The organism is Citrobacter tructae (assembly GCF_004684345.1).
GTDB classification, from domain to species: Bacteria; Pseudomonadota; Gammaproteobacteria; order Enterobacterales; family Enterobacteriaceae; genus Citrobacter; species Citrobacter tructae.
This window is the reverse complement of sequence record NZ_CP038469.1, coordinates 1942472-1956789: the sequence shown is the minus strand read 5'-3', so window position 1 is coordinate 1956789 and position 14318 is coordinate 1942472. Positions and strand designations below refer to the sequence as shown.

At 51.0% G+C, this 14318-nt stretch carries 9 protein-coding genes and 7 tRNA genes; 4 read left to right on the top strand and 12 right to left on the bottom strand.

What is annotated here, in order from left to right:
- Positions 1-13: 13 nt before the first annotated feature.
- Positions 14-1189, top strand: coding sequence for a 3-demethoxyubiquinol 3-hydroxylase (ubiF, locus tag E4Z61_RS10300; protein WP_135322677.1), 1176 nt, complete (start codon positions 14-16; stop codon positions 1187-1189).
- Between the two features lie 103 nt (positions 1190-1292).
- On the opposite strand, the gene E4Z61_RS10295 is transcribed toward ubiF, so the two are convergent.
- From E4Z61_RS10295 to nagB, 12 genes are all read right to left on the bottom strand, one after another.
- Positions 1293-1367: transfer RNA gene (locus E4Z61_RS10295), tRNA-Gln, on the bottom strand.
- A 36-nt stretch (positions 1368-1403) separates the two neighbouring features.
- A tRNA-Gln gene (locus tag E4Z61_RS10290) sits at positions 1404-1478 on the bottom strand.
- 43 nt (positions 1479-1521) lie between these two features.
- Positions 1522-1598 (bottom strand) — tRNA-Met (locus tag E4Z61_RS10285).
- Positions 1599-1619: 21 nt separating this feature from the next.
- Positions 1620-1694: transfer RNA gene (locus tag E4Z61_RS10280), tRNA-Gln, on the bottom strand.
- A 36-nt stretch (positions 1695-1730) separates the two neighbouring features.
- Positions 1731-1805: transfer RNA gene (locus E4Z61_RS10275), tRNA-Gln, on the bottom strand.
- A 23-nt stretch (positions 1806-1828) separates the two neighbouring features.
- Positions 1829-1913 (bottom strand) — tRNA-Leu (locus E4Z61_RS10270).
- An 8-nt stretch (positions 1914-1921) separates the two neighbouring features.
- Positions 1922-1998: transfer RNA gene (locus E4Z61_RS10265), tRNA-Met, on the bottom strand.
- Positions 1999-2221: 223 nt separating this feature from the next.
- Positions 2222-3886: an asparagine synthase B gene (gene asnB / locus E4Z61_RS10260; RefSeq protein WP_135322676.1), complete on the bottom strand. Its 1665-nt coding sequence runs from the start codon at positions 3884-3886 to the stop codon at positions 2222-2224.
- A gap of 253 nt (positions 3887-4139) precedes the next feature.
- Positions 4140-4892, bottom strand: coding sequence for a ribonucleotide monophosphatase NagD (nagD, locus tag E4Z61_RS10255; RefSeq protein ID WP_135322675.1), 753 nt, complete (start codon positions 4890-4892; stop codon positions 4140-4142).
- Between the two features lie 152 nt (positions 4893-5044).
- Positions 5045-6265 (bottom strand): DNA-binding transcriptional regulator NagC, encoded by a 1221-nt coding sequence (gene nagC / locus E4Z61_RS10250; protein WP_135322674.1) that lies wholly within the window; start codon positions 6263-6265, stop codon positions 5045-5047.
- A gap of 8 nt (positions 6266-6273) precedes the next feature.
- Positions 6274-7422 (bottom strand): N-acetylglucosamine-6-phosphate deacetylase, encoded by a 1149-nt coding sequence (nagA, locus tag E4Z61_RS10245; protein ID WP_135322673.1) that lies wholly within the window; start codon positions 7420-7422, stop codon positions 6274-6276.
- Positions 7423-7484: 62 nt separating this feature from the next.
- Positions 7485-8285, bottom strand: a complete 801-nt coding sequence (gene nagB, locus E4Z61_RS10240) for a glucosamine-6-phosphate deaminase (protein ID WP_135322672.1) — start codon at positions 8283-8285, stop codon at positions 7485-7487.
- 345 nt (positions 8286-8630) lie between these two features.
- Here nagB and nagE point away from each other — a divergent pair, with 345 nt between their 5' ends.
- The 3 genes from nagE to chiP all read left to right on the top strand — a co-directional run bounded on the left by nagE (position 8631) and on the right by chiP (position 14274).
- A complete protein-coding gene (gene nagE / locus E4Z61_RS10235; RefSeq protein WP_135322671.1) occupies positions 8631-10577 on the top strand; it encodes a PTS N-acetyl glucosamine transporter subunit IIABC in 1947 nt (648 codons plus the stop codon).
- 181 nt (positions 10578-10758) lie between these two features.
- A complete protein-coding gene (gene glnS / locus E4Z61_RS10230) occupies positions 10759-12426 on the top strand; it encodes a glutamine--tRNA ligase (protein ID WP_135322670.1) in 1668 nt (555 codons plus the stop codon).
- Between the two features lie 441 nt (positions 12427-12867).
- Positions 12868-14274 (top strand): chitoporin ChiP, encoded by a 1407-nt coding sequence (gene chiP / locus E4Z61_RS10225; RefSeq protein WP_135322669.1) that lies wholly within the window; start codon positions 12868-12870, stop codon positions 14272-14274.
- Positions 14275-14318: the final 44 nt, after the last annotated feature.

Genomic DNA, 14318 nt, shown 5'->3' with positions numbered 1-14318 from the left:
AGGATGATTGACCATGACAAATCAACCAACGGAAGTTGCCATTGTCGGCGGGGGGATGGTCGGCGGCGCGCTGGCGCTTGGGCTGGCGCAACATGGATTTGCGGTGACGGTGATTGAGCATGCCGCACCTGCGCCGTTTGTGGCTGACAGCCAGCCTGATATCCGTATTTCGGCCATTAGCTCTGCCTCTGCATCGTTGCTGAAAGGGCTGGGCGTCTGGGATGCGGTGCAGGGCATGCGCACTCATCCGTATCGTCGTCTGGAGACCTGGGAGTGGGAAAATGCCCACGTGGTGTTTGATGCCGCTGAGCTAAAGCTGCCATTGCTGGGCTATATGGTAGAAAACAACGTCCTGCAGCAGGCGTTGTGGCAGGCGCTGGAAGCTCATCCTAAAGTGGCCCTGCGCGTGCCGGCATCACTGATTTCCCTGCATCAACATAATGACCGGCACGAACTCGAATTAGCGGGTGGTGAGAAGATAACCGCAAAATTGGTGATTGGTGCCGATGGCGCGAATTCTCAGGTTCGTCAAATGGCCGGCATTGGCATCCATGCCTGGCAGTACGCGCAATCCTGTATGCTGATTACCGTACAATGCGAGAATTCGCCGGGGGACAGCACTTGGCAGCAGTTTACCCCTGACGGGCCGCGTGCGTTTTTACCACTGTTCGATAACTGGGCTTCGCTGGTGTGGTATGACTCTCCGGCTCGTATCCGCCAGTTGCAAAGTCTCGATATGGCTCAACTCCAGGCGGAGATCGCAAAATATTTCCCTTCACGCCTGGGTCACGTCACGCCTGTTGCTGCTGGCGCTTTCCCTCTTACTCGCCGCCACGCGTTGCAGTACGTGCAGCCAGGGTTGGCGCTGGTGGGCGACGCCGCGCACACTATTCATCCGCTGGCCGGGCAGGGGGTGAATCTGGGATACCGTGATGTTGATGCGCTGATTGATGTTCTGGTGAGCGCCCGCAGCTATGGTGAGGCGTGGGCCAGCCAACGGGTACTGAAGCGCTATCAAACGCGTCGTATGACCGATAACTTCATCATGCAAAGTGGGATGGATTTGTTCTACGCCGGATTCAGCAACAACCTGCAGCCGCTGCGTATTATGCGTAATATTGGGTTGATGGCGGCCGAGCGTGCTGGCGTGCTGAAACGTCAGGCGCTCAAGTATGCGCTAGGGTTGTAATTCAGACAGGCCTACAGAGAGCTTCGTAGGCCTGATAAGTGTGGCGCCATCAGGCAATAAATTCAGAAAAGTAAAAAGCTCGCCGAAGCGAGCTTTTCTAAAATGGCTGGGGTACGAGGATTCGAACCTCGGAATGCTGGTATCAGAAACCAGAGCCTTACCGCTTGGCGATACCCCAACGGGTGCACCCACAGAGTGAATGACTTTTTGAAATTGGCTGGGGTACGAGGATTCGAACCTCGGAATGCTGGTATCAGAAACCAGAGCCTTACCGCTTGGCGATACCCCAACAATTTTTTGGATTTACCGAACGAGTCGATACGTCCTTAATATGGTGGCTACGACGGGATTCGAACCTGTGACCCCATCATTATGAGTGATGTGCTCTAACCAACTGAGCTACGTAGCCAAATACTATCATATTCTTCGATGGCTGGGGTACCTGGATTCGAACCAGGGAATGCCGGTATCAAAAACCGGTGCCTTACCGCTTGGCGATACCCCAATGACCGTTGCGGTGAACCGCTATATCGAAGAAATATGGCTGGGGTACCTGGATTCGAACCAGGGAATGCCGGTATCAAAAACCGGTGCCTTACCGCTTGGCGATACCCCATCCGTGCAACGCTTACGGGTGAATGGTGCGGGAGGCGAGACTTGAACTCGCACACCTTGCGGCGCCAGAACCTAAATCTGGTGCGTCTACCAATTTCGCCACTCCCGCAAAAAAGATGGTGGCTACGACGGGATTCGAACCTGTGACCCCATCATTATGAGTGATGTGCTCTAACCAACTGAGCTACGTAGCCATCTTTTTTTCGCGTTACCTTATCGGCGTTGCGGGGCGCATTATGCGTATTGAGCCTTGAAGCGTCAACCCCTTTTTCATTGAAAATAGCTGGAATGTGATTGTTTGGTTAGGTTGCGAACAGCATGGCGCAATATTCGGCAATTATTAGTTATTAATTGTTTTTCCGCGCGTTAAATCGATATAAAAAAAGAGCCCCGTAGGGCTCTTTGCGGATGATTGGCTTACTTATAAGCCGATTGGTGCACCCCAACCGCACGGCCTGAGGGATCGTTCATGGTTTTGAACGCTTCATCCCATTCAATGGCTTTGGCAGAAGAACAGGCGACGGACGGGCCGCCCGGAACACATTCGGCGGCGCTGGCAACCGGGAACAGTTCTTCGAAAATCTCACGGTACAAATACGCCTCTTTAGATGACGGCGTGTTGTACGGGAAGCGGAAGCTGGCGGTTTCCAGTTGTTGGTCGGAAACGTGCTCTGCCGCTACTTCTTTTAATGTGTCAATCCAGCTATAACCGACACCATCAGAGAACTGTTCTTTCTGACGCCACGCAATGCTGGCCGGCAAGTAGGATTCAAAACATTCGCGCAGCACGTGTTTTTCCATTTTCCCGTTACCGCACATTTTATCCTGCGGGTTGATGCGCATCGCCACATCAAGGAATTTCTTATCAAGGAAAGGAACGCGGGCTTCAACACCCCAGGCTGACATGGCCTTGTTAGCGCGGGCGCAGTCGAACATATGCAGCGCCTGCAGTTTACGTACCGTTTCTTCGTGTAGTTCTTTTGCATCAGGTGCTTTGTGGAAATAAAGGTAGCCGCCAAACACTTCGTCGGAACCTTCGCCTGATAGCACCATTTTAATGCCCATCGCTTTAATTTTACGTGACATTAAGTACATCGGTGTTGAGGCGCGAATGGTAGTTACATCATAGGTTTCAATGTGATAAATCACATCGCGGATCGCATCCAGGCCTTCCTGTACAGTGAAATGGATCTCATGGTGTACGGTGCCAAGGTGGTTAGCGACTTCCTGAGCGGCTTTTAGATCTGGTGCGCCTTTCAGGCCTACAGCGAAGGAGTGCAGTTGCGGCCACCAGGCTTCACTGCGCTCTTGATCTTCAACACGGCGCGCCGCGTATTTTTTTGTGATGGCGGAAATCACCGAGGAGTCCAGGCCACCAGACAGCAGTACACCGTAAGGAACGTCTGACATCAGGTGACTTTTAACCGCGTCTTCCAGTGCCTGACGCAGTTCGTTTTTATCCGTCACGTTGTCTTTTACGGCATCGTATTCGAACCAGTCGCGCTGATAGTACTGTCGGATTTCCCCGTCTTTGCTCCACAGATAGCTACCGGCCGGGAATTCTTTAATCGTGCGGCAAACCGGAACCAGCGCTTTCATTTCAGATGCCACGTACAAGTTGCCGTGTTCGTCATGTCCCATGTACAGCGGGATGATCCCGATATGATCGCGGCCGATCAAATACGCATCCTGTTCGCTGTCGTACAGTGCGAAGGCAAACATCCCTTGCAGGGAGTCGAGGAATTCTGGACCTTTTTCCTGGTACAGCGCGAGGATAACTTCGCAGTCGGAACCGGTCTGGAACTGATAGCGATCGCCGTATTCAGCGCGCAATGCCTGATGGTTATAAATCTCGCCGTTGACCGCCAGAATATGTGTCTTTTTCACGTTGTACAGCGGTTGAGCTCCGGCGTTGACGTCGACAATGGACAGACGTTCATGTGCCAGAATCGCGTTATCACTGGCGTAAATACCCGACCAGTCCGGACCGCGATGGCGCATCAGACGAGACAGTTCCAGGGCTTTTTTACGCAGCTCAACTGCGTCTGTTTTAATATCGAATACGCCAAAAATAGAACACATAACCTTCTCCGTTAACCTGTTGCGTGATGCTTTTTATATTTGCTTAATAAAGAAAATGCCGCAAAGCCGCAGGAGGCGCAAGGTGTTTGGTGGGCGAAAAAGAAAAAACTCAATGATGATTATTGAATGATGAAAAAAGATTACGTAATGAACGTATTTATTGATGAATTGTCAGTGAAATGGCGATTTTATTAGATAAGGTAATTTTGCGTGCCGGCTAACGCGTTCTTATGGTTATCCGGCACAGCGTTGCTTAAATAACATCTATCTCAGCAACGGACGGGTAAATCCAGCTTGGTCTGAACGGCATGCTGTCGATGTCGTCAAGCGTTGAGACGCCAGACAATACCAGAATGGTTTCAAGGCCGGCCTGGAAGCCTGCCAGTATATCGGTACGCAGGTTATCGCCAACAATAACGGTCTCTTCTGAGTGCGCCTGCATTTTGTTGAGCGCCGCACGAATAATCCACGGGCTGGGTTTACCAACGTAAAAGGGCTTACGGCCCGAGATTTTCTCAATACCGGCGCAAAGCGCACCGCAGGCAGGATAAAAGCCGCGACCGTGCGTATCCGGGTTGGTGGCGATGAAACGTGCGCCATTGGCAACAAAGTACGCCGCTTTATGCATCATGTCCCAGTTGTAGGATCGCGTCTCACCAACAATCACAAAATCGGGGTTAACGTCGGTAATGGTAAATCCCGCTTTGTACAGTTCGTGTATCAGTGCGCCTTCACCGACGACGTAGGCTTTTTTCCCTTCCTGGCGACGCAGGAAATCGGCGGTAGCCATGGCGGAGGTATAAAAAACGCTGTCGGGAACATTCACACCAGCAGTGGCAAAGCGGTTCGCCAGATCTTGACCGGTTTGCGAAGGGTAGTTAGTCAGCAGGACTAACGGCAATCCTTTTTCCAGCACGCCGGTCAAAAATTCTGCCGCACCCGGTACGGCAACATTGTCGTGCATTAGCACGCCGTCGATATCACAAATTACATTCTTAATGGCCATGGACAATCCGACATCAAAAAAAGAAGGCATTACTATACACAAAATACACTAAATCATTCGAGTTGCATCAAGGCGGCAAATCTGAGAATCCCCTGGAACTTACTGAAGTAAGTGACTGGGGTGAGCAGAGGCAGCTTGAAGGATGACGTGTATTAGCTTTCCAGCAAATGTTGCAATAACGTCCCGTTGAGCATGGCGCGTTTTACCAGCGCAAATGCGCCAATGGCTGAACGGTGGTCCAACGTGGAGCGAACCACGGGCAAATTGTGGCGAAACGCCTTCAATGCCTGGGCATTAATGCAGCTTTCTATTGCCGGAAGCAGGACCTTATCTGCCTCAGTAATCTCACCGGCAATAACGATTTTTTGCGGGTTAAACAGGTTGATGGCAATAGCGATAGTTTTACCCAGATGGCGACCTACGTGCTCAATGACTTCTGACGCCAGGTTATCGCCTTTGTTGGCGGCCTTACAGATGGTTTTGATATTGCAATCATCCAGCGTGAGTCGGCTCGGATAGCCCTGCTTGAGTAAATTCTGGACGCGATGTTCGATGGACGCGTTGGCTGCTATGGTTTCCAGACAACCAAAATTACCGCAGTGGCAGCGTTCGCCCAGCGGTTCTACCTGAATGTGACCAATTTCACCGACGTTGCCGTTACGGCCAATAAAAATGCGACCATTGGAGATTATCCCGGCACCGGTCCCGCGGTGCACCCGCACCAGAATGGAGTCTTCGCAGTCCTGACTTGCCCCGAAATAGTGCTCAGCGAGGGCCAGGCTACGGATATCGTGACCGACAAAGCAGGTCACCTGAAATCGTTTTTCCAATGCGTCGACCAGACCCCAGTTTTCAACCTGGATATGCGGCATATAGCGAATGACGCCGCTTTCAGGGTCAACCAGTCCTGGTAGAATGACGGATATGGCAATCAGCTCTCGGATTTTCCGCTGACAGCTGTCAATAAAGGTGGCAATGGTATTGAGCAGCGCATGCTCCAGTGTTTCTTGGGTGCGCTCAGGCAGAGGGTAGTGCTCTTCAGCGACGGCTCTGCTGCTCATATCGTAGAGTGTTAACGTGGTGTCGTGACGGCCCAGACGCACGCCAATAGCGTGAAAATTGCGGGTTTCGGTAACGATAGAGATAGCGCGGCGGCCCCCGGTGGAGGCCTGCTGATCCACTTCTTTGATCAGCCCGCGTTCAATAAGCTGGCGCGTAATTTTCGTTACGCTAGCGGGAGCAAGCTGGCTCTGCTCGGCAATCTGAATTCGCGATATTGGACCATGCTGGTCAATCAGGCGATAAACTGCCGCGCTGTTAAGCTGTTTTACGAGATCAACATTACCTATTTGAGCTTGTCCGCCTGGTGTCATACTTTCTCTTACTCTGTAACGACCTCGTTGCCATTAACGATGGTCTTGATAATTTTAAAGTCGTGTGTGAACGCGGTCAGGTTAGCGATTTTGCCAGGGGCGATGCTGCCGAGTTGCTTTTCGACGCCGATTGCGCGAGCAGGGTAGAGCGTTGCCATGCGCAGCACTTCGTCCAGTGCAATACCGCAATGCTCAACCAGATTACGCACGCCTTCAATCATGGTTAATGACGAGCCGCTCAGGGTACCGTTCTCATCCACACACAGTCCATTGCGGTAGTATATTGTTTTACCAGCGAAAATGAACTGTTCAATATTTGCACCTGCCGGCGCAGTTGCATCGGTCACCAGGCACAGCTTGTCACCTTTCAGGCGTTTGGCGTTACGGATGTTAACGTAGTCGACATGCAAACCATCGGCGATGATACCGCAATAAATATCGGCTTCATCAAGGATGGCGCCAGCCAGACCCGGTTCGCGGCCAGTAATGTAAGGCATGGCGTTGAACAGATGGGTTGCAAAGGTAATGCCCGCGCGGAAGCCAATTTTGGCTTCTTTTACCGTCGCGTTAGAGTGACCAGCAGAAACCACAATACCAGCATTGACCAGTCGGGTGATCACGTCGACAGGGACCATTTCCGGTGCCAGCGTGACTTTGGTGATCACATCAGCATTATCGCACAGGAAATCGACCAGCGCAGCGTCAGGCTGACGGACAAATCCAGGATTATGCGTACCTTTTTTCACCAGATTTAGCCACGGGCCTTCAAGATGAAGCCCTAATGCTTGGTTCGGGTGTTTCGCCAGGTATTCGCGCATGACGCGAACGCCTTGTTTCATCAGGTCATCGCTGGTGGTGATAAGCGTTGGCAGGTAGTTAGTGCAGCCCGATTTCTCATTGGCTTTCTGCATGATTTCCAGCGTTTCAACGCTCACAGCTTCTGCTGTATCGTTGAACTGTACGCCGCCGCAGCCGTTTAGCTGCACATCAATAAAACCGGGGGAAAGAATAGCCCCATTCAGTGAGCGTTGTTCAATCTCCGGCGGTAATTCAGCCAGTGGGCAAACGCTGGCTATCAGGCCATCAGCGACAACAATCGCATGGTCATCAAGAATTTCGTGACCGGTAAAGATCCGGCCCTGGGTTAAAGCATACATTCCGACCCCCCGATTTCAAAAAAATGCCGCCCTGCAACGTTTTTGGCAGGGCGGAAACATCATTACAGACCTTTAATATTTTCTGCTTCTAACTCGTTAAAGTATTTCAGCGTCTTCACTTTCAGTTCCATCGTGGAAGGTTCATCGCAAACCACAACGGCTTTTGGATGCAGTTGCAGGCAGCTGATGGTCCACATATGGTTGACGTTACCTTCAACGGCAGCCTGCAGGGCCTGCGCTTTCTGGTGGCCCAGCACCAGAATCATTACTTCTTCGGCATCCAGCAGTGTGCCCACGCCAACGGTCAGCGCATATTTCGGCACCTGGCTTACGTCACCGTCAAAGAAGCGAGAGTTCGCAACGCGAGTGTCGTGAGTCAGCGTTTTGATACGCGTACGAGAGGCTAAAGAAGATGCCGGTTCATTAAATGCGATGTGCCCGTCGTTACCGACGCCACCCATAAACAGGTGGATTTTACCGTAAGAACGGATTTTTTCTTCATACTGACGGCATTCTGCATCGATATCTGGCGCGTTACCATTGAGAAGGTTGATGTTTTTTGCTGGAATATCAACATGATCAAAGAAATTGCGATGCATGAAGCTGTGGTAGCTTTCCGGATGTTCCTTCGGCAGGCCAACATACTCGTCCATATTAAACGTGACAACATGTTTGAAGCTAACCTGGCCCGCTTTGTGCATTTCGACTAATGCTTTATAGGCTGTCAGTGGGGTTCCGCCAGTAGGCAGGCCCAGAACGAACGGACGATCTGCCGTTGGTTTGAACGCATTGATACGGTTAACGATATGGCGAGCAGCCCATTTGCCGACTTGTTCAGCGGTATTCAGGGGGATCAGTCTCATTCTTCACCTCAGTAGTAAATGTAAGCAATTGGCGGATTGAGTCGCTGTGCTGCATTAAGCGTAACCTGGTTTTGCATCGGTAAGGATCAATCCGTTTCGATTTTTTGAATGATAAAATAAGTTTTCGTAGTTAGCCAGTAGAAGGGAGGGTTGATAACGATATTTGGTGACTTTAATCACAAAAAACACGCTTTTAATTTGCGATACGAATTAATTTTCCACACACTCTGAATGTAGATGAATGGTTAATATCGTTGTTCCAGAATATCTTGCTGTCTGAATTGGTCGCACAATAAAAATATGGCTTCAAAGGAGCCTGAATCGGGGTCTCGTAGGGGGAATAAAATGAATATTTTAGGTTTTTTCCAGCGGTTGGGTAGGGCGTTACAGCTCCCCATCGCTGTGCTGCCTGTCGCGGCACTGTTGCTGCGATTTGGCCAACCAGATTTGCTTAACGTACCCTTCATCGCGCAAGCGGGTGGGGCCATCTTTGATAACCTCGCGTTAATATTTGCCATCGGTGTGGCATCCAGCTGGTCAAAAGACAGCGCAGGTGCTGCAGCGTTGGCAGGTGCGGTCGGTTATTTCATATTGACCAAAGCAATGGTTACCATCAACCCGGCCATCAATATGGGCGTGCTGGCAGGTATCATCACCGGTCTGGTCGGCGGTGCGGTGTATAACCGCTGGTCTGGCATCAAACTGCCTGACTTCCTGAGCTTCTTCGGCGGTAAACGCTTTGTGCCAATCGCCACCGGTTTCTTCTGCCTGGTGCTGGCTGCTATCTTCGGCTACGTGTGGCCGCCGGTGCAGAACGCTATCCATGCAGGTGGTGAGTGGATCGTGGGCGCTGGCGCGCTGGGTTCTGGTATTTTTGGTTTCATCAACCGTCTGCTGATCCCAACTGGTCTGCATCAGGTTCTGAACACCATTGCCTGGTTCCAGATTGGTGAATTCACCAACGCGGCAGGCGCGGTCTTCCACGGTGACATTAACCGCTTCTATGCGGGTGACGGCACTGCGGGTATGTTCATGTCAGGCTTCTTCCCGATCATGATGTTTGGTCTGCCGGGTGCGGCGCTGGCGATGTACTTCGCAGCACCGAAAGCACGTCGTCCGATGGTTGGCGGTATGCTGCTGTCTGTGGCGATCACTGCGTTCCTGACCGGTGTTACCGAGCCGCTGGAATTCCTGTTCATGTTCCTGGCGCCATTGCTGTACCTCCTGCACGCACTGTTAACGGGTATCAGCCTGTTCGTTGCAACGCTGCTGGGGATCCACGCGGGCTTCTCCTTCTCCGCAGGTGCTATCGACTACGTGTTGATGTACAACTTGCCGGCTGCAAGTAAGAACGTCTGGATGTTGGTAGCGATGGGGCTGGTGTTCTTCGTCATCTACTTTGTGTTGTTCAGCGCGGTTATTCGCATGTTTAACCTGAAAACGCCGGGCCGCGAAGATAAAGAAGACGAAATTGTTACTGACGAAGCCAACAGCAATACCGAAGAAGGTTTAGCGCAACTGGCCACCAACTACATTGCTGCGGTTGGCGGTACGGATAACCTGAAAGCGATTGACGCCTGTATCACTCGTCTGCGTCTGACCGTTGTCGACTCTGGTCGCGTCAACGATGCGATGTGTAAACGTTTAGGCGCATCCGGTGTGGTGAAACTGAACAAACAAACTATCCAGGTCATCGTGGGTGCGAAAGCAGAATCCATCGGCGACGAGATGAAGAAAGTTGTAGCGCGTGGTCCGGTTTCTGCAGCATCTACAGAAAGTGCACCAGCAGCAGCCCCGGTAGCCAAACCGCAGGCAGTCGCGAATGCTGTCACCGTTGAAACGCTGGTTTCTCCGATTACCGGTGATGTGGTTGCGCTGGAACAGGTGCCTGATGAAGCCTTCGCTAGCAAAGCGGTCGGTGACGGCATCGCGGTGAAACCGACGGATAAAATCGTGGTTTCTCCGGCAGCGGGCACCATTGTGAAAATCTTCAATACCAACCATGCGTTCTGTCTGGAAACCGTGAAAGGCGCGGAGATCGTGGTCCACATGGGCATCGATACTGTAGCGCTGGAAGGCAAGGGCTTTAAACGTCTGGTTGAAGAAGGTGCGGAAGTTACGGCAGGTCAACCTATTCTGGAAATGGATCTGGAGTACCTGAACGCCAATGCACGTTCAATGATTAGCCCGGTTGTTTGCAGCAACAGTGATGACTTCGGTGGTCTGGTCATTAAAGCCGAAGGTCATGTGGTGGCTGGCCAAACGCCACTGTACGAGATTAAAGGTAAGTAATCGCTCCTGAGTAGAGTAAGTGCCTTAAGCGGCGGGGGACATTCCTCCGCCGCTTTTTTTTGCAGCAAATACCCTCATAATGACTGTCTGATACGTATTTTGCGTAACTAAAGGTTGTCAGTCAGCCCTGCTTATAAGATCATACGCCGTTATACGTTGTTTACGCTTTGAGGAATCCACGATGAGTGAGGCTGAAGCCCGCCCGAGTAACTTTATTCGTCAGATCATCGATGAAGATCTGGCCAGTGGTAAGCACACCACTATCCATACCCGTTTTCCGCCGGAGCCAAATGGCTATCTGCACATTGGCCACGCGAAATCCATTTGTCTGAACTTTGGTATTGCGCAAGATTACCAGGGCCAGTGCAACCTGCGTTTTGATGATACGAACCCGGTCAAAGAAGACATCGAGTACGTTGAATCGATCAAAAATGACGTTGAATGGTTAGGTTTCCACTGGACTGGCGACATTCGCTACTCGTCGGATTACTTCGATCAACTGCATGCCTATGCGGTAGAGCTTATCAACAAAGGTCTGGCGTACGTTGACGAACTGTCTGCTGACGAAATCCGTGAATATCGCGGCACCCTGACGCAGCCTGGTAAAAACAGCCCGTACCGCGATCGTAGCGTTGAAGAGAACCTCACGCTGTTCGAAAAAATGCGTACTGGCGGTTTTGAAGAAGGTAAAGCCTGCCTGCGTGCGAAGATCGATATGGCCTCGCCGTTTATCGTCATGCGCGACCCGGTGCTGTATCGCATTAAGTTCGCGGAACACCATCAGACTGGTAATAAGTGGTGCATCTACCCGATGTACGACTTCACCCACTGCATCAGCGATGCGCTGGAAGGCATCACGCATTCACTGTGTACGCTGGAATTCCAGGACAACCGTCGTCTGTACGACTGGGTGCTGGACAACATCACCATTCCGGTTCATCCGCGCCAGTACGAATTCTCGCGCCTGAATCTGGAATACACCGTGATGTCCAAGCGTAAGCTGAACCTGCTGGTGACCGACAAGCACGTTGAAGGCTGGGACGACCCGCGTATGCCGACCATCTCTGGCCTGCGTCGTCGCGGTTACACCGCTGCCGCGATCCGTGAGTTCTGCAAACGCATTGGCGTGACCAAACAGGATAACACCATTGAGATCGCCTCTCTGGAATCTTGTATTCGCGAAGACCTGAACGAAAATGCGCCGCGCGCGATGGCAGTTATCGATCCGGTGAAACTGGTTATCGAAAACTATCCGCAGGGTGAAAGCGAACTGGTCACTATGCCTAACCATCCGAATAAACCGGAAATGGGTAGCCGTGAAGTGCCGTTCAGCGGTGAAATTTGGATCGATCGCGCAGATTTCCGTGAAGAAGCCAACAAGCAGTATAAGCGTCTGGTAATGGGCAAAGAAGTCCGTCTGCGTAATGCTTATGTTGTTAAAGCCGAGCGCGTAGAGAAAGATGCAGAAGGGAATATCACTACCATTTTCTGTACCTACGACGCTGACACCCTGAGCAAAGATCCTGCCGATGGGCGTAAAGTGAAAGGCGTTATTCATTGGGTCAGCGCGGCACATGCGCTGCCGATTGAAATCCGCCTGTACGATCGTCTGTTCAGCGTAGCGAACCCAGGTGCGGCGGACGACTTCCTGTCTGTCATTAACCCAGATTCACTGGTGATTAAACAGGGCTACGGTGAACCGTCGCTACAGGCTGCTGTAGCGGGTAAAGCCTTCCAGTTTGAACGTGAAGGGTACTTCTGCCTCGATAGCCGCTATGCAACGGCGGACAAGCTGGTGTTTAACCGTACCGTGGGTCTGCGTGATACGTGGGCTAAAGCGGGCGAATAAGTCGCACTATATACATCCTGTCAAACGCCGCGCTCTGCGGCGTTTTTTTTATCTCTACAACCCGCATCATAGGCTCTGTTTGCAGAGCGAATTAATTATTATTCAGCCTGGTATTTAGAATAAATTAATTGCGTATCAAAACGTTTTATTCCGTGATGATTTTGGCTGTAACCGTTTTCATCCATATGGAAAGCAAGTGATTTTTTTCATTTTTCAACGCTTTTTTATCTACGCATGAAAATGTAACAAAAAGCAATCAAATATGTGCGGTTGCTCATGTTCTTACATACTGGTTACAAAAAGAGATTGATAATTCGCGTCGCGAAAAATAGTCTATTCATTGTAGTCAATGAGGTTTTCTCAGCGCTACTTTTTTTACTTTTTGTTTTTTCGCTGTTTGCCTTTGGTGACAGCATTTTATACGTCAAAGAGGATTAACATATGCGTACGTTTAGTGGCAAACGTAGTACGCTGGCGCTGGCTATCGCCGGTATCACAGCAATGTCGGGTTTCGTTGTCGCTCCCCAGGTACACGCCGAAGGTTTTATTGATGATTCTACCTTAACTGGCGGCATCTATTACTGGCAGCGTGAGCGTGACCGTAAAGATGTTACCGATCATGATAAATACAAAACCAACCTTTCTCACTCCACCTGGAACGCTAACCTTGATTTCCAGTCCGGTTACGCGGCTGATATGTTTGGTATTGATATCGCAGCATTTACCGCTATTGAAATGAACGAAAGTAGCGAAAGTGGTCATCCAAACGAAATCGCATTCTCTTCAAAAAATAAAGGTTATGACGAAGATTACTCCGGCGATAAGAGCGGGATTAGCCTTTATAAAGCGGCAGCGAAATTTAAGTATGGCCCAACCTGGGCACGCGCCGGTTATATTCAACCCACCGGGCAGACTTTGCTGGCTCCGCACTGGAGCTTTATGCCGGGTACCTATCAGGGTGCTGAAGCCGGAGCCAATTTTGACTATGGTGACGCGGGCGCATTGAGCTTCTCCTACATGTGGGCCAACGAATATAAAGCACCGTGGCACACCGAAGTCGATAAATTTTATCAGGCCGATAAAAAAACCAAGGTGGATTACCTCCATTCGGTTGGCGCGAAATACGACTTTAAAAATAACCTGTTACTGGAAGCGGCATTTGGTCAGTCCGAAGGCTATGTCGATCAATATTTCGCGAAAGCCAGTTACAAATTTGATTTAGGCGGCAACCCGTTTACCACCAGCTATCAGTTCTACGGCGCACGTGACAAGGTTGATGACCGTACGGTTAACAACATTTATGACGGCACCGCCTGGCTGCAGGCGTTGACTTTTGGCTACAAAGTGGCGGAAGTGGTTGACCTGCGTTTGGAAGGAACCTGGGTTAAAGCGGACGGACAGCAGGGCTACTTCCTGCAGCGTATGACCCCAACTTATGCTTCTTCAAACGGTCGCCTGGACGTGTGGTGGGATAACCGTTCTGACTTCAACGCCAACGGTGAAAAAGCGGTCTTCTTTGGCGCAATGTATGACCTGAAGAACTGGAACCTGCCAGGTTGGGCTGTGGGTGCCTCCTATGTTTACGCCTGGGACGCTAAGCCATCGACCTGGCAGACTAACCCGGATGCGTACTACGACAAAAATCGTACCATCGAAGAGTCGTCTTACAGCCTGGATGCGGTCTACACCCTGCAGGATGGTCGTGCGAAAGGCACCATGTTTAAACTGCACTTCACCCAGTACGACAACCATTCAGACATTCCGAGCTGGAGCGGTGGTTACGGCAACATCTTCCAGGATGAGCGTGACGTGAAGTTTATCGTGATTGCACCATTCACCATCTTCTAATGCCAACAGCGGCGGGCTTGGTGTCTGCCGCAACGTTGAGGACC